The organism is Lelliottia sp. SL45 (genome assembly GCF_026672535.1).
Taxonomy (GTDB): Bacteria; Pseudomonadota; Gammaproteobacteria; order Enterobacterales; family Enterobacteriaceae; genus Enterobacter; species Enterobacter nimipressuralis.
This window is the reverse complement of record NZ_JAPPRH010000003.1, coordinates 150242-176216: the sequence shown is the minus strand read 5'-3', so window position 1 is coordinate 176216 and position 25975 is coordinate 150242. Positions and strand designations below refer to the sequence as shown.

Annotated in this window: 19 protein-coding genes and 3 tRNA genes; 11 read left to right on the top strand and 11 right to left on the bottom strand. The window is 55.1% G+C overall.

What is annotated here, in order from left to right; translation table 11 throughout:
* Positions 1 to 238: 238 nt before the first annotated feature.
* Positions 239 to 784 carry a SecY-interacting protein gene (gene syd / locus OVA10_RS06830; protein ID WP_123428656.1) on the bottom strand — a complete coding sequence of 182 codons (546 nt, stop codon included), beginning with the start codon at positions 782 to 784 and terminating at the stop codon, positions 239 to 241.
* Between the two features lie 69 nt (positions 785 to 853).
* On the opposite strand from syd, the gene queF reads away from it, so the two are divergent.
* The 5 genes from queF (at position 854) to xni (ending at position 7262) form a co-directional block, all read left to right on the top strand.
* The gene (gene queF, locus OVA10_RS06825; RefSeq protein ID WP_129035067.1) at positions 854 to 1696 is read left to right on the top strand and encodes an NADPH-dependent 7-cyano-7-deazaguanine reductase QueF; all 843 of its coding nucleotides are present in this window, start codon (positions 854 to 856) and stop codon (positions 1694 to 1696) included.
* Positions 1697 to 1805: 109 nt separating this feature from the next.
* On the top strand, positions 1806 to 3170 hold the full coding sequence (gene ppnN, locus OVA10_RS06820; protein ID WP_102104660.1) for a nucleotide 5'-monophosphate nucleosidase PpnN: 1365 nt from the start codon (positions 1806 to 1808) through the stop codon (positions 3168 to 3170).
* A gap of 509 nt (positions 3171 to 3679) precedes the next feature.
* Positions 3680 to 4969, top strand: a complete 1290-nt coding sequence (locus tag OVA10_RS06815; RefSeq protein ID WP_100779106.1) for an HAAAP family serine/threonine permease — start codon at positions 3680 to 3682, stop codon at positions 4967 to 4969.
* Between the two features lie 61 nt (positions 4970 to 5030).
* Complete coding sequence (locus OVA10_RS06810; protein ID WP_123428650.1) at positions 5031 to 6398, top strand: L-serine ammonia-lyase; 1368 nt, start codon at positions 5031 to 5033, stop codon at positions 6396 to 6398.
* Between the two features lie 108 nt (positions 6399 to 6506).
* Positions 6507 to 7262, top strand: a complete 756-nt coding sequence (gene xni, locus OVA10_RS06805) for a flap endonuclease Xni (protein ID WP_268195663.1) — start codon at positions 6507 to 6509, stop codon at positions 7260 to 7262.
* Between the two features lie 75 nt (positions 7263 to 7337).
* Here xni and rlmM read toward each other — a convergent pair whose 3' ends face one another.
* The 4 genes from rlmM to OVA10_RS06785 all read right to left on the bottom strand — a co-directional run bounded on the left by rlmM (position 7338) and on the right by OVA10_RS06785 (position 10363).
* A complete protein-coding gene (rlmM, locus tag OVA10_RS06800; RefSeq protein WP_100779103.1) occupies positions 7338 to 8438 on the bottom strand; it encodes a 23S rRNA (cytidine(2498)-2'-O)-methyltransferase RlmM in 1101 nt (366 codons plus the stop codon).
* Positions 8431 to 8826 (bottom strand): DUF423 domain-containing protein, encoded by a 396-nt coding sequence (locus OVA10_RS06795; protein WP_100779102.1) that lies wholly within the window; start codon positions 8824 to 8826, stop codon positions 8431 to 8433. Before OVA10_RS06795 ends, rlmM begins: the two co-directional genes overlap by 8 nt.
* Positions 8827 to 8871: 45 nt before the next feature.
* A complete protein-coding gene (gene gcvA, locus OVA10_RS06790; RefSeq protein WP_095283191.1) occupies positions 8872 to 9786 on the bottom strand; it encodes a glycine cleavage system transcriptional regulator GcvA in 915 nt (304 codons plus the stop codon).
* A 349-nt stretch (positions 9787 to 10135) separates the two neighbouring features.
* A complete protein-coding gene (locus OVA10_RS06785) occupies positions 10136 to 10363 on the bottom strand; it encodes a YgdI/YgdR family lipoprotein (protein WP_100779101.1) in 228 nt (75 codons plus the stop codon).
* A gap of 191 nt (positions 10364 to 10554) precedes the next feature.
* Here OVA10_RS06785 and csdA point away from each other — a divergent pair, with 191 nt between their 5' ends.
* Together csdA and csdE are read left to right on the top strand one after the other, a co-directional pair.
* Positions 10555 to 11760, top strand: coding sequence for a cysteine desulfurase CsdA (gene csdA / locus OVA10_RS06780; protein ID WP_248859090.1), 1206 nt, complete (start codon positions 10555 to 10557; stop codon positions 11758 to 11760).
* On the top strand, positions 11760 to 12206 hold the full coding sequence (gene csdE, locus OVA10_RS06775) for a cysteine desulfurase sulfur acceptor subunit CsdE (RefSeq protein ID WP_123428644.1): 447 nt from the start codon (positions 11760 to 11762) through the stop codon (positions 12204 to 12206). The genes csdA and csdE overlap by 1 nt, the downstream gene beginning before the upstream one ends.
* On the opposite strand, the gene tcdA is transcribed toward csdE, so the two are convergent.
* Both tcdA and mltA read right to left on the bottom strand, forming a co-directional pair.
* Positions 12197 to 13003: a tRNA cyclic N6-threonylcarbamoyladenosine(37) synthase TcdA gene (gene tcdA, locus OVA10_RS06770; protein WP_123428642.1), complete on the bottom strand. Its 807-nt coding sequence runs from the start codon at positions 13001 to 13003 to the stop codon at positions 12197 to 12199. The genes csdE and tcdA overlap by 10 nt on opposite strands.
* A 97-nt stretch (positions 13004 to 13100) precedes the next feature.
* Positions 13101 to 14198 (bottom strand): murein transglycosylase A, encoded by a 1098-nt coding sequence (gene mltA, locus OVA10_RS06765; protein ID WP_100779097.1) that lies wholly within the window; start codon positions 14196 to 14198, stop codon positions 13101 to 13103.
* 208 nt (positions 14199 to 14406) lie between these two features.
* Between mltA and OVA10_RS06760 the strand changes: the two genes are divergently transcribed.
* The 3 genes from OVA10_RS06760 (at position 14407) to OVA10_RS06750 (ending at position 14735) form a co-directional block, all read left to right on the top strand.
* Positions 14407 to 14483 (top strand) — tRNA-Met (locus OVA10_RS06760).
* A gap of 55 nt (positions 14484 to 14538) precedes the next feature.
* Positions 14539 to 14615: transfer RNA gene (locus OVA10_RS06755), tRNA-Met, on the top strand.
* Between the two features lie 43 nt (positions 14616 to 14658).
* Positions 14659 to 14735 (top strand) — tRNA-Met (locus tag OVA10_RS06750).
* 89 nt (positions 14736 to 14824) lie between these two features.
* Here OVA10_RS06750 and amiC read toward each other — a convergent pair.
* A complete protein-coding gene (gene amiC / locus OVA10_RS06745; RefSeq protein ID WP_100779096.1) occupies positions 14825 to 16078 on the bottom strand; it encodes an N-acetylmuramoyl-L-alanine amidase AmiC in 1254 nt (417 codons plus the stop codon).
* Between the two features lie 228 nt (positions 16079 to 16306).
* Between amiC and argA the strand changes: the two genes are divergently transcribed.
* Complete coding sequence (gene argA, locus OVA10_RS06740; protein ID WP_100779095.1) at positions 16307 to 17638, top strand: amino-acid N-acetyltransferase; 1332 nt, start codon at positions 16307 to 16309, stop codon at positions 17636 to 17638.
* A 50-nt stretch (positions 17639 to 17688) separates the two neighbouring features.
* Here argA and recD read toward each other — a convergent pair whose 3' ends face one another.
* From recD to ptrA, 3 genes are read right to left on the bottom strand one after another with little or no spacing between them, the layout of a single operon-like run.
* A complete protein-coding gene (gene recD, locus OVA10_RS06735; protein ID WP_268195662.1) occupies positions 17689 to 19509 on the bottom strand; it encodes an exodeoxyribonuclease V subunit alpha in 1821 nt (606 codons plus the stop codon).
* The gene (recB, locus tag OVA10_RS06730) at positions 19506 to 23051 is read right to left on the bottom strand and encodes an exodeoxyribonuclease V subunit beta (RefSeq protein ID WP_268195661.1); all 3546 of its coding nucleotides are present in this window, start codon (positions 23049 to 23051) and stop codon (positions 19506 to 19508) included. The genes recD and recB overlap by 4 nt, the downstream gene beginning before the upstream one ends.
* Positions 23048 to 25930, bottom strand: a complete 2883-nt coding sequence (gene ptrA, locus OVA10_RS06725) for a pitrilysin (protein WP_268195660.1) — start codon at positions 25928 to 25930, stop codon at positions 23048 to 23050. The genes recB and ptrA overlap by 4 nt, the downstream gene beginning before the upstream one ends.
* Positions 25931 to 25975 lie beyond the last annotated feature (45 nt).

Below are 25975 nucleotides of genomic sequence, written 5' to 3'. Positions count from 1 at the left end.
CGTTTCTCGTGTCGTCATCCTGTCGACGGGATATAGAATCCCCTATTACGCTTCGTCTTACAACCCACCTAATCAGGCTTACAATTATCACTGTTGCGATGACAACGCGGCATTTACAATCTAACCATATGAAATAAATCGTTATTAAATGAACAACTGATTACGTCATGCGGTTATATGACGGCGATCTCTCACAAGCCTTGTAAGAGATCTCTCACAAAGTCTGTAGCATAACGGATTACAAAACGGGGTCGAGCTGATTAAGGAATTCCGCAAGTGAGGGGGCGAGAACATCGCGTTTGCGGGTGCCGAGCGTCTCTTTGATCACTTCGCCGTTCAGGTTAGCAACAGCGATCACATCCAGTTCGCTGTCGAGCGTCGCGATAAACAGCGTCGGTGCAAGCTTCAGGCGTTTTTGCGTCACCAGATGTCCAATCAAGTTCTCCTGAACTCGCTGGAAATCCTCTTCGCTCCAGGTCTGTAGCAGCGTCATCGTTTGATTGCCGAAACGTGCGCGCATATCCCCGGCAAACTGTGTGGTGTAAAACGCATGAACGGCTGGTTGTACCACAATGTCCATGGCGCGCTCAACCGCATTTACATTCTGCTGTTCTGTGAAGGGCTGTGGCTGCCAGATGATTTTATCGTCGAGCGTCGTAATAATGCACGGGGACGGCACGCCGTATAACTCTTCACTTTGCGGCCATGTGTCATGCTGTTGATGCCATGCATCGCAGTAGCGCGCAGTGAACGCTGTCAGGGCATTTGCAGTCTCAATATCCACCGATTTCTCTCTTCACGTAAGACAGGATAAACTTGTGCCTATAGTTTACCTGCAAAGTGACAATGAAACATGTCTTACGAAAATCATCAGGCGTTATCAGGCTTAACGCTGGGCAAAACCACTGATTACCGCGATACCTACGACGCCACTCTGCTGCAGGGCGTTCCACGCAGCCTGAACCGCGATCCGCTTGGCCTGTCCGCGGATGCACTGCCGTTTGTCGGCGGTGATATCTGGACGCTTTACGAACTCTCCTGGCTCAACGCGCGCGGTTTGCCGCAGGTCGCCGTGGGCCACGTTGAGCTGGATTACGCCAGCGTGAATCTGGTGGAGTCCAAAAGCTTTAAGCTCTATCTCAACAGCTTTAACCAGACACGTTTTGACTCCTGGGAAGAGGTGCAGCGCACGCTGGCGCGCGATCTGAGTGCCTGCGCGCAGGGTGACGTGACCGTGGCGCTGTATCGTCTGAGTGAGCTTGAAGGTCAGCCAGTGGCGCATTTCCACGGCACCTGCATTGACGATCAGGAAATCGAAATTGAGAGCTACGAATTCAGCACCGATTATCTGCAAGACGCGGCGGGCGAAAAAGTCGTTGAAGAGACGCTGGTCAGCCATCTGCTGAAATCCAACTGTCTGATCACCCACCAGCCTGACTGGGGCTCAGTGCAAATTCAGTATCGCGGCCCGAAAATTGACCGTGAAAAACTGCTGCGTTATCTGGTGTCGTTCCGCCATCACAACGAGTTTCACGAGCAGTGCGTCGAGCGCATCTTCAATGATATCCAGCGCTTCTGCCAGCCGGAGAAACTGAGCGTGTACGCCCGTTATACCCGTCGCGGCGGGCTGGACATTAACCCGTGGCGCACCAATACCGACTTTGTTCCGGCCACCGGACGCCTGGTTCGTCAGTAAATTTGTGAAATATGCGGGCTGTATTCCGCGTCTAAGGTTGTGAAACGTCATAAGCCAGGGCTATTGTAATCAACAGGGAAAGAAGATCTTTATCCCGTAAGGAGCTCACTTGATTACACATATTAGCCCGCTTGGCTCAATGGATATGTTGTCGCAGCTGGAAGTGGACATGCTTAAACGCACGGCCAGCAGTGACCTGTATCAACTGTTTCGCAACTGTTCACTTGCCGTTCTGAACTCCGGAAGTCTGACAGATAACAGTAAAGAGTTGCTGTCTCGCTTTGAAAGCTTTGATATCAACGTGTTGCGCCGCGAGCGTGGCGTGAAGCTTGAAGTGATAAATCCGCCGGAAGAGGCCTTTGTCGATGGGCGGATCATTCGCTCTCTGCAGGCCAACCTGTTCGCCGTGTTGCGCGACATCCTGTTTGTTAACGGACAAATTCACAATGCCGGGCGCTTCCAGCACCTTAATCTGGAAAGCTCGGCACACATGACCAACCTGGTCTTTTCCATTCTGCGTAATGCTCGCGCCCTGCACGTTGGCGAGGCACCTAACATGGTTGTCTGCTGGGGCGGCCACTCCATTAACGAAACTGAATACCTCTACGCACGCCGCGTAGGCACCCAGCTCGGCCTGCGCGAACTGAATATCTGCACCGGTTGTGGTCCTGGCGCGATGGAAGCGCCAATGAAAGGCGCAGCGGTCGGCCACGCGCAGCAGCGCTATAAAGAAGGCCGTTTCATTGGTATGACGGAGCCTTCCATTATCGCGGCCGAGCCACCGAACCCGCTGGTGAATGAGCTGATCATCATGCCGGATATCGAGAAACGTCTCGAAGCCTTCGTGCGTATCGCACACGGGATCATTATCTTCCCGGGCGGCGTCGGAACGGCGGAAGAGCTGCTTTATCTGCTGGGTATTCTGATGAACCCGGCGAATAAAAATCAGGTCTTGCCGCTTATCCTGACCGGGCCAAAAGAGAGTGCCGATTACTTCCGCGTGCTGGACGAGTTTATCGTGCACACCCTGGGCGAAGCGGCGCGCAGCCACTACCGCATTATCATTGACGATGCGGCAGAAGTGGCGCGTCAGATGAAAAAGGCCATGCCGCTGGTCAAAGAGAACCGCCGTGATACGGGCGATGCGTACAGCTTTAACTGGTCGATTCGTATCGCGCCAGACCTTCAGAAGCCGTTCGAACCGTCCCACGAGAATATGGCAAACCTGAAACTGTATCCGGATCAGCCCGTTGAAGTGCTGGCCGCGGATCTGCGTCGTGCGTTCTCCGGCATCGTGGCCGGTAACGTGAAAGAGGTAGGCATTCGCGCCATCGAAGAGTTCGGTCCGTACAAAATCCACGGCGACAGCCAGATGATGCGCCGCATGGACGATCTGCTGCAGGGCTTTGTCGCCCAGCACCGTATGAAGCTGCCCGGCTCGGCCTATATCCCCTGTTACGAGATTTGCGCCTGACCGTCAGTTGCTTTCACTCAATTTAAGCCGGGCACTGCCCGGCTTTTTCATTTCTTCTGATAAAACATAGGCATTACTTATCTTATTTACATTTCCGACCCGAACGCAAACGATTACCTTGATTTTCAAACCGTGATTTATCAGCCTTAATCCAAATTACCTGCAAGAAAAAACTAAAAATCGCCATCTTTACAGCGGAAGCCACGTATCTCGCTGTCCGATCTTTCACGCCGTATGTCGTTAATGGTAGCCTTCGCGCCCGTAAATCCGCTTTGACGTTTTATTAACAGTTTTTTGGTCTAAATATGCCCACTTCAAAAGTGGATTATTGCATTTGGGATCAGGATCACTGATACATTCATTACTTAAATGTATCTTTCCGCCCGCCAATAGTTACGGGCAAAAATTATAAAAAAACCGTCATTGAACGAATTTCATATTACCGTCGGGCCCTTTTTCATCGGAATTGACTAAAAAGCCTGACTAATTGCTTCCTCCAGGAGAAATAGATGGAAACCACTCAAACCAGCACCATTGCTTCGACAGAATCCCGAAGTGGATGGCGCAAAACGGACACCATGTGGATGCTGGGCCTGTACGGTACAGCAATCGGCGCAGGTGTCCTGTTCCTGCCGATCAACGCAGGCGTTGGCGGTCTGATTCCGCTGATCATCATGGCTATCATTGCCTTCCCGATGACTTACTTTGCACACCGCGGCCTGACCCGTTTTGTGCTGTCCGGTAAAAACCCAGGCGAAGACATCACTGAAGTTGTTGAAGAGCACTTCGGTGTTGGCGCAGGTAAACTGATTACCCTGCTTTACTTCTTCGCGATTTACCCGATTCTGCTGGTTTACAGCGTGGCGATTACCAACACCGTTGAAAGCTTCATGACGCACCAGCTGCACATGACGCCGCCACCGCGCGCTATTCTGTCGCTGATCCTGATCGTGGGTATGATGACCATCGTTCGTTTCGGCGAGCAGATGATCGTTAAAGCGATGAGCGTTCTGGTGTTCCCGTTCGTGATTGCCCTGATGGTGCTGGCTTTCTACCTGGTTCCACAGTGGAACGGTGCAGCGCTGGAAACCCTCTCCCTGAGCAGCGCATCGGCAACCGGTAACGGCCTGTTGATGACTCTGTGGCTGGCGATTCCGGTGATGGTCTTCTCCTTCAACCACTCCCCGATCATCTCCTCTTTCGCTGTGGCGAAACGTGAAGAGTACGGTCAGGGCGCAGAGAAGAAGTGCTCCAGCATCCTGGCTCGCGCTCACATCATGATGGTTATTACCGTAATGTTCTTCGTATTCAGCTGCGTACTTAGCCTCTCCCCGGCGGATCTGGCAGCAGCGAAAGCACAGAATATCTCGATTCTGTCTTACCTGGCTAACCACTTTAACGCACCGCTGATTGCCTGGATGGCGCCAATTATCGCGATTATCGCTATCACCAAATCCTTCCTCGGCCACTACCTTGGCGCACGTGAAGGCTTTAACGGTATGGTGATCAAATCCCTGCGCGGTAAAGGCAAAAGCATTGAAGTTAACAAACTGAACAAAATCACTGCACTGTTCATGCTGTTGACGACCTGGGCTGTGGCGACCATGAACCCGAGCATCCTCGGCATGATCGAAACCCTGGGCGGTCCAATCATCGCGATGATTCTGTTCCTGATGCCGATGTACGCGATTCAGAAAGTCCCGGCAATGCGTAAATACAGCGGCCACATCAGCAACGTCTTCGTTGTGATTATGGGTCTGATTGCCATCTCCGCGATTTTCTTCTCTCTGTTCAGCTAATACCTCCTGCGCCGTCTTCGGACGGCGCACTCCTCCTCTGACTGATAGCAAGGGACGCATCATGATTAGCGTATTCGATATCTTCAAAATCGGTATTGGACCTTCCAGCTCTCATACTGTCGGGCCAATGAAAGCCGGTAAACAATTCACGGATGACTTGATTTCACGCGGCATTCTGCACGACGTCACACGCGTGGTTGTCGATGTTTACGGCTCCCTGTCTCTGACGGGTAAAGGCCACCATACAGACATCGCCATTATTATGGGCCTGGCGGGGAACCTGCCGGACACCGTTGATATTGACGCAATTCCTGGATTCATTCAGGACGTGAATACTCATGGCCGCCTGCTGCTGGCAAACGGTGACCATGAAGTCGAGTTCCCGGTTGATAAGTGCATGAACTTCCATGCCGACAACCTCTCCCTGCATGAGAACGGTATGCGTATTACTGCGCTGGCAGGCGAAAAGGCGATTTACAGCCAAACCTATTACTCCATCGGCGGCGGTTTTATCGTCGACGAAGACCACTTTGGTCAGGCCAGCAACTCTTCCGTTGAGGTACCTTACCCGTACAAAAATGCGGCGGATTTACAGCGTCATTGTCAGGAAAGCGGCTTGTCACTTTCTGGTCTGATGATGAAAAATGAGCTGGCGTTACACAGCAAAGAAGAGCTGGAACAGCACTTCCAAAACGTCTGGGATGTGATGCGCGGCGGTATCGAGCGCGGCATCACCACCGAAGGCGTGCTGCCGGGCAAACTGCGCGTGCCGCGTCGTGCTGCGGCATTGCGTCGTATGTTAGTGAGCACTGATAAAACCACCACCGACCCGATGGCGGTCGTTGACTGGATCAACATGTTCGCGCTGGCGGTTAACGAAGAAAACGCCGCTGGCGGGCGTGTGGTTACCGCACCGACGAACGGCGCGTGCGGTATCGTTCCGGCGGTGCTGGCCTACTACGATAAGTTTATCCGTGAAGTGAACGCTAACTCGCTGGCGCGCTATCTGCTCGTCACCAGCGCGATTGGATCACTGTATAAGATGAATGCCTCGATCTCTGGCGCTGAAGTTGGCTGCCAGGGTGAAGTCGGCGTGGCTTGTTCCATGGCGGCAGCGGGTCTGACGGAACTGCTGGGCGGTAGCCCAACGCAGGTCTGTATCGCGGCGGAAATCGGCATGGAGCACAACCTCGGACTGACCTGTGACCCGGTTGCTGGTCAGGTGCAGGTACCGTGCATCGAGCGTAACGCGATTGCCTCCGTTAAAGCGGTGAACGCCGCGCGGATGGCCCTGCGCCGTACCAGCGAGCCGCGCGTTTGCCTCGATAAGGTTATTGAAACCATGTACGAGACCGGCAAAGATATGAATGCCAAATACCGCGAAACCTCTCGCGGCGGGCTGGCCATGAAAATCGTGACCTGCGATTAAAATTATGCGCCTCGCTTTTGCGAGGCGCCTTCCCAATTCCCACACCTCTCGTAGTTTCATCCTGCTGACAGTGTTACCCTTTATTCATTAACAGAAGGGAGATTATCTGTGGCTGTTCATTTGCTTATTGTCGACGCGCTCAACCTGATTCGCCGTATTCATGCGGTGCAAGGCACACCCTGCAAGGACACTTGCCTGCATGCGCTGGAGCAGCTTATTCGCCACAGCCAGCCCACTCACGCAGTGGCCGTTTTCGACGACGAAGCGCGTAACACAGGCTGGCGGCACCAGCGTTTACCGGATTACAAAGCCGGACGCGCACCGATGCCCGACGATCTCCACGCCGAAATGCCCGCCATTCGCGCCGCCTTTGAAACGCGCGGCGTGCCGTGCTGGGGCGCGCATGGCAACGAAGCCGACGATTTGGCCGCGACGCTGGCAATAAAAGTTGCGGGCGCCGGGCATCAGGCCACCATCGTCTCCACCGACAAGGGCTACTGCCAGCTACTCTCACCGACCATTCGTATTCGCGATTACTTTCAAAAGCGCTGGCTCGACGCCCCTTTTATCGCCAGTGAATTTGGCGTCTCGCCGCAACAGCTGCCTGACTACTGGGGGCTTGCCGGCATCAGCAGCTCAAAAGTGCCGGGCGTGGCCGGGATTGGCCCTAAAAGTGCAGCACAGCTGTTAACGGATTTTCAGGATCTGGAAGGGATTTATGCCCATCTGGAGAATGTTCCCGAGAAGTGGCGCAAGAAGCTGGAAGCGCATAGAGAGATGGCATTTATCTGCCGGGATGTGGCGCGGTTACAGACGGATTTGCAGTTAGACGGGAATTTGCAGCAGTTGCGGCTGGAGCGGTAGGTTCAGAGCAGAAAGTTGCCGGGGGGCCTTGAGTTTGCCCGGTAAACATAGCGCTACCGGGCACACAAACAGGCGTTATCGCTCGTCGCGACGTCCACCCACGGCAGCCCACCAGCGACGGACGTGTACCGTCACTTCTTCACGGTCGTGATAAAGCTGACGCGCCTGGATTTCAGCATTGATCCCCTGGGCATTCAGCTGTTCCTGGATATACGCCAGATTCTGGGAGACCTCTTCATAGCGCTTTTTCATCGGCAGCTTAAGGTTGAAGATCGTCTCTCGACACCAGCCGTTCACCAGCCAGGTGGCCATCAGCGCGGCCACTTTCGCCGGTTTCTCCACCATATCGCACACCATCCAGGTGATGTTGTTACGGGTCGGGCGATAGCGGAAACCATCTTCACGCAGCCAGGTCACCTGCCCGGTATCCATCAGGCTTTGCGCCATAGGGCCGTTATCGACAGACGAAACCCACATGTTGCGTTTGACCAGCTGATAGGTCCAGCCGCCAGGGCACGCGCCCAGATCCACGGCATACATCCCGTTCGCCAGGCGCTCATCCCACTCATCGGCAGGAATAAAGACGTGGAACGCCTCTTCCAGTTTGAGCGTAGAACGGCTTGGCGCATCGGACGGGAATTTAAGACGCGGGATACCCATATAAAACGGCGAGTTGTTCGTCGTGTAGGAGTAACCGGTGTAACAGCAGCCCGGCGCAATAAAGAAGACATGCACCACCGGACGTTTTGGCGTCTCGTAGTTTGTCAGCACGCCCACCTCACGCAGCGCAGCGCGCAGCGGAACGGTGAACTTGCGGCAAAACTTCATCAGCTCTTTGCTTTCGTTGGTGTCAGCCACTTCAACACGCAGATCGCCACCCTTCTCCACCACACCCTGCAGCATGCCGGAGATAGGGGAAATACGATCTTCTGGCGGCAAATCGGTCAGCAGTTCGCCCGCGGCAAACATCTGACGGGCAAAAATCAACGAGCTGAACGGTAACTTGCTAACGATCTTATCCGCATCGTCAGGCTGATAGCATTCGAACACCACATAGCCCGAGTGTTCTTTGACGCGGGCAAAGCCGAAGACTTCCAGACGTGACGCTTTGTCAGTAATTTCCGCGGCGCACTCTTTCTCAAACCCCGGGCGACAATATAAAACAACCTTACTCATGAACAACGCCCCTGCGTTTCAGACGGATAGCTCCGATAAACATCAATACCCACCCGGCGAGGAAACTGACGCCGCCGACGGGTGTAACAAACGCCCAAAGGCGCAAATGTGAAAGTGCGAGGCAGTACAAACTGCCGCTGAACAGAACGGTCCCCAGTGCGAGGAATACGCTGCTCCAGTAGAACCAAATGCTAATGCGACGCTGCATTGCCACCGCCAGCCCAAAAATAGCCAGCGTGTGAAATGCCTGATACTCAAGGCCGGTTTGAATCCAGCCCATTTCGACGACCCCTAAGGTCTTGCTCAACACATGCGCGCCGAACGCGCCCAGTGCGACAAAAATAAAGCCACTCACCGCGGCAAAAATCAGCATGAAACGGCTGGTCATGTTTCTGTCCTAAAGTTATGCGTGCCCGGCACACAAAAGAGATGATTACTCATAACGAAAGCGGAATTTTTCTTGTTCATGTGCCGCCTTCGCCAGTATCCACTGCCGGAAGGCGGCTATTTTACCCAGTTCTGCCTGACTGTCATGACAAACCAGATAAAACGCATTCTTGCTGACCAGAACATCATTAAACGGGCAGACCAGGCGGCCTGCCTCAATTTCGGACTGCGCCATCACGTTGTTTGCCAACGCCACGCCCTGTCCGTGAATGGCAGCCTGTAACACCATCGCGCTGTGGCTAAAGATGGGGCCATGCTGCACATTAATATGATTAAGACCCAACTGACGGGTATAAGTTTGCCAGTCGCGGCGAGAAGCATCATGTAAAAGTGTATGTTGCGCCAGATCGGCAGGCGTTTTCAACGCTTTGTCGCCGGTCAGCAGCAGGGGCGAGCACACTGGCAGGAGATATTCTGCGTATAATTTTTCAACACGCAAGCCCGGCCAGTTGCCGCGACCGTAAAAAATAGCGACGTCGACATCGTCCGCCAGTTTGTCTTCCTGACGGTCCACCGCCTGGATCCTGACGTCGATTCCCGGATAAGCTGAGTTAAAGCTAGAGAGTCGTGGCACCAGCCAGTGAATGGCAAAACTGGGCAATAAACTGACCGTCAGCGCACCTTTAGCGCTTCGCGCCTGCAGTTTGCGCGTCGCCTCAGTGAGCTGGGAAAAAATGTCTTTGATATCCTGAAAATAGCTCTGCCCTTCTTCCGTCAGAAGCAGGGAGCGGTTGCGACGGCGAAACAGCTTAAGCCCCAGGAAATCCTCCAGAGACTTGATTTGATGACTTACTGCGGCCTGCGTCACAAAAAGCTCATCGGCCGCGCGCGTGAAGCTCAGATGGCGTGCTGCAGCATCAAAAACGCGTAATGCATTTAGGGGTGGTAATCGCTTCGACATGGGTATTAGGCTTAGATGTTAAAGGTATTTAACACATAGGAAACAACGTTTAACCTATTAGTTTTTTTTATCTGAGCCATTATAATTTGTCCGTTGAGGAACTACCAGCAAATACCTATAGTGGCGGCACTTCCTGAGCCGGAACGAAAAGCTTTTTTTGGAATGCGTGTTCTGAAGGGCTTTTGGCTTACGGTTGTGATGTTGTGTTGTTGTGTTTGCAATTGGTCTGCAATTCAGATCACGGTAGCGAAGCTACCCTTTTTTCACTTCCTGTACATTTACCCTGTCTGTCCATAGTGATTAATGTAGCACCGCCTATTTGCGGTGCTTTTTTTTGGTCTAAAATCTGTTACTTATCCAGTTCAACCATCTCTTTCACGTCAGTGCGGTTGATCTGCTGCTTGTTCCCGTTCGCATCTTTATACGAGATCATCCCGGTCTCATTATCGGTTTTTGGCTTTCCGTCAGAGACGATAGTTCGGCCATCATTGGTATGCATCACGTAGTTGTTACCAGAACAGGCGCTCAGGGCAAAAGTAAATACACAGGCAGAAATGATTGCGGCAGTCTTGTTCATAATTTTCTCCTTTAGCAATTAATGCTATTCAATCCTAGTTTTAAAACAGGCTAAAACATTCACCTAACACTATTCAGCATAACCTGCTTCTCAAGACCTGCCAGGACAAACAGACAATTCCGATAGCGATCAACAACCTTGCCCTGCCGCCGAAATTGCGCGACGATCTCCATATTGATATGAGGAATTCCATGAACGCTTTCAGTCCTGCGCATTTTCGCGCACAGTTTCCGGCGCTGGCCGATGCCGGTGTTTATCTCGACAGTGCCGCCACAGCGCTTAAGCCGCAGGCTGTGATCGACGCGACAAATCAGTTCTACAGCCTGAGCGCCGGGAATGTGCATCGCAGCCAGTTTGCCGAGGCGCAGCGTTTGACCGCGCGCTACGAGGCCGCCCGCGATCAGGTCGCGCGTCTGCTCAACGCCGAAAGCGGTAAAAATATCGTCTGGACGCGTGGCACCACCGAGGCGATCAATATGGTCGCCCAGTGCTACGCTCGTCCGATCCTACAACCGGGCGACGAGATTATCGTGAGCGAGGCCGAGCACCATGCCAATTTAGTGCCGTGGCTGATGGTCGCGGAACAAACGGGCGCCCGGATCGTAAAACTGCCGTTGGGCACGGATTTACTGCCCGACGTCGGGCGTTTACCCGAACTCATCACCCCGCGCAGCCGAATTCTGGCCCTCGGACAAATGTCGAACGTTACCGGCGGTTGTCCGGATCTGGCCCGTGCCGTTGAAATGGCACACCGCCACGGCATAGTTGTGATGGTCGACGGCGCGCAGGGCGTTGTGCATTTCCCGGCGGATGTCCGCAAACTGGATATCGACTTTTACGCTTTTTCCGGTCACAAGCTTTATGGCCCAACCGGGATCGGCGCGCTGTATGGCAAACCGGAACTGCTGACACAAATGACCCCGTGGCTGGGCGGCGGAAAGATGATCACCGAAGTGACCTTTGACGGTTTCAAAACCCAGGAGCTCCCTTACCGCCTCGAAGCCGGTACGCCAAACGTGGCGGGCGTGATAGGGCTGAGCGCCGCACTGGAGTGGCTTGCTGAGACGGACGTCGAGCAAGCCGAAAGCTGGAGCCGTGGACTGGCCACACTTGCAGAAGAAGAGTTAAAAAAACGTCCCGGATTCCGCTCGTTCCGCGTTCAGGATTCCAGCCTGCTGGCGTTTGATTTTGCCGGTGTTCACCACAGCGATATGGTCACCCTACTGGCCGGATACGGTATCGCCCTGCGCGCCGGACAGCACTGTGCACAGCCGCTGCTTGCGGCACTCGGCGTCAGTGGTACGCTGCGCGCCTCGTTTGCCCCCTACAACACGCAAAGCGACGTTGATGCCCTGGTGGCGGCCGTCGATCGCGCCCTTGAACTCCTGGTGGATTAATGACGAGCTCATCCTTAGCCGGACACCCATTCGGCAGCGTTATCACAGAAGAGACGCTGAGACAAACGTTCCTCCCGCTCACCCAGTGGGAAGATAAATACCGTCAGCTGATTTTACTGGGCAAGCAACTCCCCACACTTTCTGATGCGTTAAAAGCGCAGGCGAAAGAAATTCCAGGCTGCGAAAATCGCGTCTGGCTGGGTGTGACGACATCCGGGGAGACGCTGCATTTCTTTGGCGACAGCGAAGGGCGGATCGTGCGCGGTTTACTGGCAGTGCTGCTCACCGCCGTGGAAGGCAAAAGCGCCCGGCAATTGCTGGATGGCGATCCGTTGGCGCTGTTTGACGAGCTGGGGCTGCGCGGACAACTGAGCGCATCACGCAGCCAGGGCCTGTCCGCACTCAGCGAAGCGGTGCTGAACGCCGCCCGTCAGGTTCAGGCCTGACGGTTGGCTTTGGCCATCATTTTCTTCAGGGCGTGAGAGACAGCGACAAAACCAAAGGTTGCGGTGACCATTGTTGCCGCGCCAAAGCCTGAGGCGCAGTCCATTCGTTTCGGCCCTTCTGCGGTGCTTTTCATGGCGCAGACGGAGCCATCTGCCTGCGGATAGACCAGCGCTTCAGTTGAGAACACGCAGTCAACGCCCAGCTTACCTTTACTGTTTTTCACCACGTTAAAATCGTTTTTCAGCCTTTCACGCAGTTTAGCCGCCAGCGGATCCTGAATGGTTTTCGCCAGATCCGTCACCTGGATCTGCGTCGGATCGATTTGACCGCCCGCTCCGCCCGTGGTCACTAATGGGATCTTGTAGCGACGGCAATAGGCAATCAGGGCCGCCTTCGGACGCACGCTGTCGATTGCGTCAATCACGTAGCTAAAGCCGGTGCCCAGGTATTGCGCCACATTATCGGCGGTGACGAAATCATCAATCACCGTGACGCGACATTCCGGGTTAATCAGGCGGATGCGATCTGCCATCACTTCCGCTTTCGCCAGGCCAACGTTATCGCGCAGGGCATGGATCTGACGGTTGGTGTTGGTGACGCAAACATCATCCATATCAATAAGAGTAATCGCGCCAATACCGGTACGCGCCAGCGCCTCGGCCGCCCAGGAGCCGACTCCGCCAATACCGACCACGCAGACGTGCGCATCCGCAAACAGTTGCAGGGCTTTTTCACCATATAAACGCGCCGTACCGCCAAAACGTTGACGCCAGGCATCGCTGATTAACGCAGACATAAGACCTCAGGATGTAAAAAGGGTGAGGTTTTATCCTCACCCTGCCCTTCTCCTGTGATGGAGAAGGCGGTAAATATTACGCGCTAGATTACCACAATCAGCCGCTGAAAACGTTGCCAGCACTTGCTGCGGGTTTGAGCACCCATACGCGTCCATAATGGTTATACCAGCCCGCACGATGGCCCGCATCCGCACCAATGCCCTGATAAATATCGAAGTGCTGGCCTTTAATGGCCCCACCGACATCCAGCGCCACCATCAGGCGTAATTCATACTGACCGCTGAATTTGCCGTTGTTGTCCAGGGTCGGCACTTCTGCCAGCAGCGTGGTGCCCGGCGGAATAATAGAACGATCGGAAGCCACGGATGCACGTCCAATCAGCGGAACCGCGCTGGCCCCTTTCACCGGTGCGTAATTTTGCGGTTTAAAGAAGACGAAGGACGGGTTCTGCTCCAGCAGCTCACGCACTTCCGCTTCGCTGTGCTTTTCGCCCCACTCGCGAATAGCCTGCATCGACATATCTTCTTTCTTAACTTCCCCGCGATCGATCAGCACTTTGCCGATACTGCGGTAGGCGTGGCCATTTTTACCGGAATAGCTAAAGAAGTTAAGAGGTGAGCCATCACCGAAATCTATATACCCGCTGCCCTGCACATCCATGATGAAGTTATCCATCAGCGAGTTACTGTAGGCCAGCACATACGTTTCATTCAGCGCACCGGAATAGATCTCTGCGCGAGACGGCAGGCGGCCACGTTTTGGCGGCATGCGGTAAATAGGGTACTGGAACTCGCCCTGACGGGTATGTCGCGCCTGGACCACCGGCGTGTAGTAACCGGTGAACTGGACGTTACCGTAGTTATCGGCCCCTTCCATCTGCCAGGCATCGATGCCGTACTGGCGCATGGTGCGCGTATCGCCGCCTGCACGCAGCCAGTCCTGTACGGCATTGTAGACGCTGTTCTGCGAGCCATACAGACGCGGTGACGCGGTGCGGATCTGGCTGACCTGCTCAGCGAAGTCACCCGCGTTGATCGGCGCACCCACGGCATCCGGCTGGTTAACTAAAGAGAAAGGCTGGGTGAATTTCCCGTCTTTATATTGCTGACCGCGATCGGTCGGTTTAGAGGAGCAGGCCGCAAGAATCGCTACCATTGCGCCCGTCATCAGATACTTCGCCCATCGTCCTTTCATTATATCTCGTCTTAAAGTTGCCCTGAGTCTCTATAAAGAAGATAACAAACCCCTCAGGCTATTGAAATCTGATAGCGCATCCTGAGGCAGGATTTGCGCATTAATCGTCCGAACAGGGCGATGTCGTTCATTTTACATACTAATTTTGGTATTTATGAGAAAAAGGGTTGCATCAAAAACCTATCCGAGTATAGTGCGCATCCACGGACGCGGGGTGGAGCAGCCTGGTAGCTCGTCGGGCTCATAACCCGAAGGTCGTCAGTTCAAATCTGGCCCCCGCAACCAATTAAAATTTGATGCAGTAAATTTCTACGATGTTTTTGCTCAGTAGAAAGACGGACGCGGGGTGGAGCAGCCTGGTAGCTCGTCGGGCTCATAACCCGAAGGTCGTCGGTTCAAATCCGGCCCCCGCAACCAATCAAGTTTTAAGCAGTAGTACGTAAAATAGAAGAAAGACGGACGCGGGGTGGAGCAGCCCGGTAGCTCGTCGGGCTCATAACCCGAAGGTCGTCAGTTCAAATCTGGCCCCCGCAACCAATTCTTCGAAAAACATTAGACACCCTCAAGGGTGTTTTTTTGTATCTGCCGTTTGTGGATTTGCCGGGCGTGAACCCGGCTCATACCATCTACCCTCTTCTGGCCAGCGTCGCGCCATCCGAGAAATACGCCTTTATCCCCGCCAGAATCGACTCTGCCACTTCCTGCTGGAATTTCGCGGTCTTGAGCTTACGCTCCTCTTCGACGTTACTGATAAACGCCGTTTCGACCAGAATCGACGGGATATCCGGCGCCTTCAGCACCGCAAAGCCCGCCTGCTCAACGCTATTTTTATGCAGCTTGTTCACATTCCCGAGTTTACTCAGCACCGCTTTACCAAATTTCAAACTGTCGGTGATGGTGAGCGACTGCACCATGTCGAACATCGTGTGATCGACATAGCGATCGCCACTCTTGCTCACCCCACCAATCAGGTCGGAGGCGTTCTGGGAATCCGCCAGCAGCCGCGCCGCAGTACTGGTCGCCCCTTTGGTCGACAGAGCAAAGACCGACGAACCACTCGGCTGTCTGCTGGTAAAGGCATCGGCGTGAATGGAGACAAACAGGTCCGCGCGCTGTTTCTGCGCTTTCGCCACGCGCACTTTCAGCGGAATGAACACGTCTTCATTGCGCGTCATGTACGCCCGCATGTTGCCCTCTTTATCGATCAACGCCTTCAGGCGGCGACCAATCTGCAACACCACGTCTTTTTCACGCGTTCGATATTTCCCGACCGCTCCGGAGTCTTCTCCGCCGTGGCCCGGATCGAGCATGATCACAATCGGGCGATCGCGCCCCGCTTTACCCGGCTGCGGGCCACTCTGAGCAGGAGGAACCTGCCTCTCAAGATCGCCTTTGTTGTAATCTTCCAGCAAGGCGAGGAGTGGATCCTGAATGTCCGTCGCATTAGCCGGATAGAGATCCATCACCAGACGCTCTTTAAAACCGGCCACCGGTGCCAGGGCAAACAGCTGCGGTTTAACGTTTTGCTTCAGCTCGAACACCATGCGCACGGTTTGCGGATCAAACTGGCCGACGCGGGCAGATTTAATGTAAGGATCATCGCCACGGATCTGCGCCCCCATGCCTTTCAGCACCGAGTTCAGATTCACGCCCTCGATATCCACCACCACACGCTCAGGATTGCTCAACGCAAACTGTTTGTATTTCAGTACCTGATTAGACTCTACCGTCACGCGCGTATAGGTCGAAGACGGCCAGACACGCACCGCCACCACCTGACTGACGGCGGCGAATGCAACCTGGCTGACGCTCAGCAACCACATCGCCCCGGCCCCTTGTAACAAGCGGCGGCGGCTTATTGTTGATTTGGATCCCGACATGCTTCTCCCGAGCAAGAAAACGAATTTACCGACAAAACGTCCAAATTGACCGAAAACTTTAGCGAATGATGCATAACCTGTCATCTATAAAAGGGTAAACAATCATGCAGTAACGCACGCATCACTTAATTTTTTCTCTGGTTTGCACTGAATTTAGGGTTGCGCGCGCGGCAATAATCGAATAAAAATACAGAAAATACGAATAAACATTCACTGAGGGGTTGTGCCGTGGTAAAGGAACGTAGAACCGAACTGGTCCAGGGATTCCGCCATTCTGTTCCCTACATCAATACCCATCGGGGAAAAACGTTTGTCATCATGCTGGGTGGCGAAGCCATTGAGCATGAGAACTTTTCCAGTATTGTCAATGACATCGGTCTGCTGCACAGCCTCGGTATTCGCCTGGTGGTCGTCTACGGCGCGCGTCCGCAGATCGACGCCAATCTGGCGGCCCACCACCACGAGCCGATTTATCACAAGCACACCCGCGTGACTGACGCCAAAACCCTGGAGCTGGTTAAGCAAGCAGCCGGTCTTTTGCAGCTCGATATCACTGCGCGTCTGTCGATGAGCCTCAACAATACACCGCTTCAGGGCGCACATATCAACGTGGTCAGCGGCAATTTTATTATTTCCCAGCCGTTGGGCGTGGATGATGGCGTGGATTATTGCCACAGTGGGCGTATCCGTCGTATCGACGAAGAGGCGATTCATCGCCAGCTCGATAACGGCGCGATTGTGCTGATGGGGCCGGTTGCCGTCTCCGTGACGGGCGAAAGTTTTAACCTCACCTCCGAAGAGGTGGCGACGCAGCTGGCGATCAAACTCAAAGCCGAGAAGATGATCGGTTTCTGCTCCTCGCAGGGCGTGTTTAACGAACAAGGGGATATCGTTTCGGAGCTTTTCCCGAACGAAGCCCAGGCGCGCGTCGAAGCGCTGGAAGCAGAAGGCGATTACCACTCCGGCACCGTGCGTTTCCTGCGCGGGGCGGTCAAAGCCTGTCGCAGCGGCGTGCGTCGCAGCCACCTGATTAGCTATCAGGAAGACGGGGCGCTTCTGCAGGAGCTGTTCTCGCGCGACGGTATTGGTACGCAGATTGTAATGGAGAGTGCGGAACAGATTCGTCGCGCCACGATCAACGATATTGGCGGGATTCTGGAGCTTATTCGGCCGCTGGAGCAGCAAGGAATTCTGGTCCGTCGCTCCCGCGAGCAACTGGAGATGGAGATCGACAAGTTCACCATCATCCAGCGCGACAATCTGACTATCGCCTGCGCGGCGCTCTACCCCTTCCCGGAAGAGAAAATCGGTGAAATGGCCTGCGTGGCAGTGCATCCAGACTACCGCAGTTCATCGCGCGGCGAAGTGTTGCTTGAGCGGGTCGCCGCCCAGGCACGTCAGATCGGCCTGAATAAATTATTTGTCCTGACCACCCGCAGCATTCACTGGTTCCAGGAACGCGGCTTTACACCGGTCGATATTGATTTGCTGCCGGAGAGTAAAAAAGAGATGTACAACTATCAGCGACGTTCGAAAGTGCTGATGGCGGACTTGAGTTAACCCCACAGGCCCTACGCTTCCCTCTCCTAAACAGAGAGGGAGCCAAACACTCAGGCAGATTCAAACACCGCGCTTAACCCGCTTCGCCGCTCGGTACGCGTCGTCACGGCCTGCGCCAGCACACGCTCGTCGGCATACAGCGACAGCCTTTTCCGCGCGCGGGTGATGGCGGTATACACCAGCTCGCGCGTCACTACCGGCGACATTTGCGCGGGCAGAATCAGCACCGCGTGATCAAATTCCGAACCCTGCGATTTGTGCACCGTCATCGCCCACGCCGTTTCGTGTTCTGGCAGACGGCTTGGCTGCACCGATTTCACGCTGCCATCGGGCATCTGGAACCAGACGCGCAGCCCCTGGCCGCGATCGAGTGCAATGCCGATATCACCGTTAAACAGCCCAAGAGCGCTGTCGTTACGGGAGATCATCACCGGGCGCCCCTCATACCAGCGGGAGTGCGGCTGGCGGAAGATTTTCCGCTTCTGCGCTAACGCCAGCTCCAGCCGTTCATTCAGCCCGGTGACGCCAAACGGCCCTTCGCGCAGCGCGCACAAAAGCTGATAATCACCGAAGGCCGCAATCACGGCTTCGGGTGCATCCTGTTGCTGCACGCTCAGAAGGAAACGCTGATAACCCTGCAATGCATCCTCGAGCATGGCGAGATACTCTTCGCCCGTCTGGAGTGGTTTTTTCTCAATGTCGTTAAATGTGCCGTTAAATACCGTCCTGATGGCCGTACGATCGCCGCGATTAACGGCGGCGGCGAGCTGGCCGATACCGGAATCGCTGCCAAAACGGTAGCTTTTTTGCAACAGGCACAGGCTGTCGCGCAAGGCCCCTGCCCGTTCTTCTGTGTGCCCTTCAATCGGACAGCCGGTCAGGTGCGATAATTCCTGCGCGCGCGTGAGGGTATAGCCTGCGCTGGCATAATTGCAGATATCCCCCAGCACGGCCCCCGCCTCAACCGAGGCCAGCTGATCGCGATCGCCGAGGAAAATCACGCGGGCGTGCGGCGGTAGCGCGTCGATCAGGCGCGACATCATCGTCAAGTCGATCATCGAGGCTTCGTCGACCACCAGCACATCCAGGTGCAGCGGATTCCCTGCATGATAGCGCAGACGCTGGCTGCCCGGCTGGGCGCCAAGCAGGCGGTGCAGCGTGCTGGCCTCATTCGGGAACAGCTTGCGCTGGGCATCGTTCAACGGCAGTTTTTGCAGCGTGCCGCCCAGTGATTCCGTCAATCTTGCCGCCGCTTTGCCCGTGGGAGCAGCCAGTCGGATACGGCATTTCTGCTCGCCCGCCATCTGAATCAGCGCCGCCAGCAGTTTTGCGACGGTGGTGGTTTTCCCCGTCCCTGGCCCGCCAGAAATCACCGAAATGCGCCGCGTCAGGGCTACCGCCGCCGCCACTTTTTGCCAGTTCACCGTTTCTGAATCACCGAAAAGGTCATTCAGGGTTTGAATCAGTGCAGTATCGTCATAGGGCAGAGGCTGATTGGAATCATTAAAGAAATGCGCAATCGCCAGCTCGTTACGCCACATGCGATTGAGATAGAGTCGGTCGTGACAAAGAATTAAGGGCGTCGGGATATCACCGTGACTGACGGCGTCAGAGCGCAGTAGCACGTCTTGCCAGTCCATCGTTTCGCCGAGGAGGGCGAAACAGGCCTGCAGCGGAGCGGGCATTTTCTCATCCGGTACCAGGCGTGACAGGGGCAAGCACACATGGCCTTCACCGGCATCTTTGCTGAGGATTGCGGCGGCCAGCATGACCGCAGCATCGTTATCCGCCACCATCATGGCAAACTGCGCGTCCAGAGGGCGCAGCGCACGCTGCTCTACCGCCTCAAGTAACCGATCTTTCATAGTCATTGGGCCACCTCTTCCGTGCTCGCGGCAAACAGTCTGTCCATTTTATCAACCAACAACGGATCCGGGCGCGTGGTAAAGATCCCCGACTGCGGATCCCGGGCGTCAACGCCACGTAAAAACAGATAAATCACACCGCCGAAATGGTCTTCATAGTTGTAATCTGCGATGCGGTGGCGCAGGTAGCGGTGCAACGCCAGGGTATAAAGTTGATACTGCAAATCATAGCGATGCGACTGCATTGCGGCGGCCATTGCCTGGCGGGTATAGGCCTCGCTGTTTTCGCCCAACCAGTTGGATTTGTAATCCAGCAGGTAGTAGCGCCCCTCATGGCGGAACACCAAATCGATAAAGCCTTTCAGCATCCCACTCACCTGGCGGAAATTGAGCGCCGGGCTGTTCTTCGACAACGGATCGTGCTCGCGAATAATTGTATCCAGTGCGTTCGCTGTCAGCGGCCCGGCAATCGGGAGATAGAACTCCATCTCAACCTGTTTTTCTTTTGCCGTAAGCTGGCTTAGGGAGATCCCCGAATCATTAAGCGGCGCCTCTAAAATCGCCGTGATCCACGCGGTAAGTACCGGCTGCCACTGGGCGTCGTACCCGCCTTTTTGCAGCATCTCCAGCACCCACTCCGGCGACACCGGCTGCGTAAAATCGAGCGTTTCAAACAGGCTATGTAAAAACGTGCCTGGCGACGCACCGCGCGGGAACTGATGCGGTGTAAGCTCGGGTTCTGCCACCACCTCACCTACGCCCGACGCATCTACGTCGAGTTTGGGCATCAGATCCTGCGCAATGTTTTGTCCATGCTGCTGTAGGCCGGAATAGCTGGTGACTCGCCAGTCGTCCACCAGCGCACGCGTAATCTGCCGCGCGCCTAAATCGGGCACCGATGGCTCTGGCATCTGCCAGCGGGAAAGATCGGGCTGGCCGGGGATCTGCAGGGCAATATTTTCATCACATAACGCGTCGAGACACTGGCGCAGCCCGGCGGCATCTTTGGGCTCACCTTTTTGAATCAGCCTCCCGAGCGCACTTTGATGGAAATCGCTCTCCCCCGCCTTCTCGCCGCGACGGCGGAACAGCGGGGCAACGCCCAGGCTGCAATGCCAGACGGAGCGCGTCAGGGCGACATACAGCAGGCGTAAATCTTCCGCCAGACGCTCCGCCTCGGCAAGCTCAATACTGGCATCGGCTTTGCTGAGATCGAGCACCGGCTCAAACGACACGCGATCGTGATAGAACGCCTGATCCTGCGCACGATAGTTGGCGATAAACGGCAGACAAACCAGCGGATATTCCAGCCCTTTTGATTTGTGGATCGTCACGATTTTCACCAGATGCTTGTCGCTTTCGAGACGCATCTGCTGACTGGCCGCATTGCTGTTAGGATCGGCGATATGCTGCGACAGCCAGCGTACCAGCGCATGTTCGCTCTCAAGCTGCGATCCCGCTTCCTGTAAAAGCTCGCTGATGTGCAAAATGTCGGTCAGGCGGCGTTCACCGCCTGCGGTCGCCAGCATATTTTCAGCGACATGACGCTGAGCCATCAGTTCGCGCAGCATCGCCATAACGCCGCGTTTTTGCCAGCGCTCACGATAATGCGCAAACTCTTCAACCACCGCATCCCATGCGCTTTCGTCGTTATTCAGCGCATCAATATCACGCGCGTTAAGACCGAGCATTGAGCTTGCCAGCGCACTGCGCAACGTACTCTCCCGCTCAGGCGTCAGCACGGCCTGCAACAGCCATAGCATCTCCTGTGCTTCGAGCGTTTCAAACACGCTGTCGCGGTTAGAGAGATAAACAGAAGGGATCGCGAGCAGCGTGAGGGCATCGCGCACCAGCGACGCCTCCTGGCGACTGCGCACCAGCACGGTAATGTCCGAGGCGCTGACCGCTTTAGCGGTGTGACCTTTCCACAGTAGCGCTTCGCCCTGCGCACCGGCGCTGAGCCAGTCGCGGATCTGCGCCGCACACTGCTGCGCCATGACGTTCTGATAATCACTGACGCCACAGCCTTCGCCGTCCATCAGCCAAAATTTCATCGCAGGCTGAACATCACCACGGTACTCAAAGCGTAGTGCGCTGTTTTTCTCAGCCGACTTAACGGGCGAGAACGGAATTTCTTTGAACATGAAAGCCGCATCCATACGCTCAAAAAGCGTATTTACACTCGCCACCATTCCCGGCGCGGAACGCCAGTTGGTGTCCAGCGTATAGTGCGCTTCGACCTCTCCGCGGGCTTTCATGTAGGTGAAGATATCCGCGCCGCGAAAGGCGTAGATGGCCTGTTTAGGATCGCCAATCAGCAACAGCGCCGTTTCGGGCTGTCTGCGCCAGATACGGCGGAAAATACGGTATTGCTGCGGGTCGGTATCCTGGAATTCATCGATCATTGCTACCGGGAAGCGGGCGCGGATCGCCGCTGCCAGCGCGTCGCCATTTTCACTGCCGAGTGCCGCATCCAGGCGGCTTAGCATATCGTCGAAACCCAGCTCGCCACGACGACGTTTTTCACGCGCAACGGTTTCGCGGATCTCGGCCATCGCACGCGTGATCATCAGATCGTTAAGGGTCAGCGGCTGCGCCAGCAGCGTTTCTATCGCGACAAACAACGGATGTTCAGGGACGATACCGTCAGCTTTGGTGCGCTCCACCAGGAAGCTCTGAGAAAACTTCTCCAGCGCATCGGGCAGCTGATAGCTGCGCGTCTCTTCCTGCGCCCAGGCGCTGATTTTTTCGATCCATTTCGCCTGATTACCACGGTTAAATTTGCGGCGGTCAAGGCCGGAATTTTCAAGAATGGCGTCGATATCGGCAACCGACTCGCACCATTTTTGCTTCAGGGCGGCTATCAGCGAAATAATTTTCTCGTGTCGCGCAGCCAGCGTTTCATCCGCAGGCGGCGGGGATTTTATCGCCGGTGCTTCGCCTTGCAGGTAGCGTTCGATAGCGCGTAAAAGTTCTTCCGGCCCTTTCCATAAGGCATGCACCGCTTCGGCGATATCACGCGGGAGCGGATAGCAATGGCGGCGCCAGAAGTCCGCGCACGCCCGGTGGCGCAGTTCGGATTCATCCTCAATGAGTTGCTGTTCAAAGAGCATGCCCGATTCAAACGCATTCAGGCTCAGCATGCGCTGGCAAAACCCGTGAATGGTAAAGACGGCAGCTTCGTCCATTTGACGCTCGGCCAGAAGCAGCCATTGAGCGGCCTGCTGCTTGTCAGCGATCTCTTCAAGAAGACGAGCGTAAAGTGGGTTGTCTGTGGTCTGGCGCAGGCAGGCGATACGCAGTTCGTGTATGTTCGCACGAATACGTCCGCGCAGTTCGGCGGTCGCCGCTTCGGTGAAGGTCACCACCAGCAGTTGTTCCACGCTGAGCGGACGCCCAAACGCAGCATTGCCGCCCAGTCCTAACAGAAGGCGCAGGTAGAGGGCGGCAATGGTGAAGGTTTTTCCCGTTCCCGCTGAGGCTTCAATCAATCGTTCGCCCTGAAGCGGCAAACGTAAGGGATCAAGGGACTCAGCGGTATCGGTCATTCTTTCTTACTCCAGGGCATCGATTTCTGCAGTGCGCTGACGCTCTCCCAGACTTTCCAGCCTTGCGGATTCACATAATCCACTTTCCCGTTCTGGCTGCCGGAAACCTGAGACAAGCATGCCATGCCTTTCGGCTTCACCACCGCCTGGTGGAAGAAGTCGGCAACCTTTTGAGGCGTCAGCAGTTTTATTTCGGCCACTACTTTATCACGTGAATCAAAGGTCATATTACCCTGATCGAAATCTTTGCTCAGCTGCGATGCCTCTTCGCCCAGGGTTTGCGGAGCCTGCTGCACCTGCGCGATCACGGCCTGCTGAATTTGAGCAAACTCTTCCGGCGTCATTTTGCGCAGTTTCTCTTCAGCCTGCGGGAAGAAGGCCTGATAACGCTGCCACAGATAAGCGGGCTGTTTATCGCTGCTCTGCAACAAGAAGCCCAGTCCCCACTGGCGACCCACGTTCATCGAGAACGCAAACACCGCATAGCCAAGCTGCTCTTCGGTACGCAACTGATTGTAGAACCACGGCTGGATGATCTGCCCCAGCACCGCGCTGTAGGCGGAGCTGGCATACTCATCGTAGCCGGTCGGTACAAATACTGCGGCCAGCGCAGAATCCGTGCTGCTCCCCGCCTTTTCAAAGATCACATTCTGCTGTTTTTCCACCAGCACATTCTGGTTACGGCACCACTCATTGCCGTTGGCACCCAGCTGTTTGCGAACATTCTGCGCGAGGGTTTTAGCCTGATCTTCACTCATGTTGCCGACAACCAGAAACTCGGGGCGCGAATGGGTTTTCAGGGCCGTCCGGTAATCCATCACCTCTTTCAGGGTGATTGACGGCAGCAGCGCGCGGCGCGTTTCACGCTGGAAGTACGGAATTTGCGACAGCATCTGCACAGGCATAATCGCCTGATCAAAAGCTTTGCCTTTTTCCGCCGAATCCATCATTTGCGCATACCAGGATTTGGCCTGCTCCAGCTGCTCTTCGGTCGCCGTGTAGCTGAAATACCCCTCCAGCAGCGCCTGGAAAAGCTGCGGTAAACGCTGGGTGTAACCGTTAGCATTGACCATCAGCCCGTTGTTGGCGTTGGTGGAGAAACTGATCCCACCGACAGCCGCCTGATTGCTGAGCTGATCCAGGGCGATCCCCGCCAGATAGTCATTCAGCGCAAACATCACCTGGTTTTTGGCGCTGTCCATGGCCTGCGGATTGCGCAGCACCACGCTGACATCGGCTTTCGGCTCACTGGCAAAATAGCGGCTTGGGGTGTAAACCACACGTAATGTCGGTTCGTTAACGATCAGTTCCGGATGCGGGTATTCCTTTGCAGGCTTGATGAGCGTGAAATCGTCAGGAATGTACGGATTAAGTTCAGGCAATTTTAACGCAATCTGGCCGGACTCTTTCTGCCAGTCAGCGAAGGTTTGCGCACTGATTTTATTCACCTGATACGGCGCATCGACAAAGTACGCGGTTTTGTTATGCGGCTCTTTCGGGCTGATATACCAGATGCGGGCGTTCTGCGGGGTCATCATCGCCAGGCGCGCTTTGATGGCATCAGCGTCATAGCGATCGGCGATGTTCACCGCATCCAGCGTATTTTCCACCGGAACGCGAATCATGGTGTCAGCCAGCCATTCAACATAGTCCATATCGCGGGTGATCGACGGGTAGCGGAAATCGAGATCCAGCACGTGGGCCAGTTCGTCAAAGTAACTTTTATCCACACCGTTATCGCGCAGCAACGACAGATAGCTGAAGATCGCCGCAACCACTTGATCGCGGTGCGCAAGGCCTTTGTCGGTCAGGGTTGCCGAGATCGCGAGAACACCGCTGTTGCCGTTGACGACAGGATCGGAATCAGCGCGGATCCCCTCTACCAGCCCCTGCTTCTGCAGCCAGTCAGAGAGCGTGCCCGGGCTTCGATTACCGATCAGATAGGTGAGGAGCTCATCCGTTTTGCTGCGAAACTGCGCGGTATTGTTATCAATACGGAACTCGACACGCAGCACTTTACGCGGCATCGCAGGCACGTAGTGAATGATGATCCCTTTTTGCTCATCCGTGACCACTGGTGTGGTGATCTCCGGCTTTTCGATATTTTTATTCGGCACGCGACCATAGGTTTGTGCCGCAAGACGCGCCAGCTCCGGCAGCGGTTTGTTGCTGTAAACCACCGCTTTCATCAGATTGGCGGAATAGTATTTATCACGAAAGGCGTGTAAGGCATCGAGAACCGGGCTGCCGGGTTTATCGCTCAGGGTTTCCAGGTTACCCCCTGAAAAACGCGAGCCTGGGTGCGCCGGGTTAATTGTTTCGGCACTGACCTGCGCCATGCGCATACCGTCTCGCGTGCGCGCCATGGTCAGTTCGGCATTGACGGCGTTACGCTCGCGATCGGCATACTTTTTATCCAGTAAAGGCGACGCGATGGCATCGGCGAGACGGTCAACCGCCCCTTCCAGCGCATCATTTTCGACTTCAAGATAGAACGCAGTGCGATAAGGTGCCGTGCTGGCATTGTGGCTGCCACCGTGCATTTTGAGGAATTCAGAGAGGCTATCCGGCTGCGGATATTTTTTGGACCCCATCAGCGTCATGTGTTCAAGGTAATGGGCAAGACCAGGATGCGAATCGGGGTCTTCCAGCGAACCGACGGGGACGACCAGCGCAGAGAGCGATTTAATCGCCTGCGGATCGGAGACCAGCAGCACAGTCATCCCGTTATCAAGACGAATAGCCTGATACTGGCGGGTGTCTTTTTCGCTCTTATGGATTTTTTCCTGAACGGGCTGCCAACCGGTATCTGCCTGAGTGAGGGGTGCCCAGAGGGCGACAAACAAAACAAACGCTTTTAACAAGGTGCTGCCTGGCATTCACTACCTCTTCATCACGGCTACATCATTAACAATTTGCGTGCT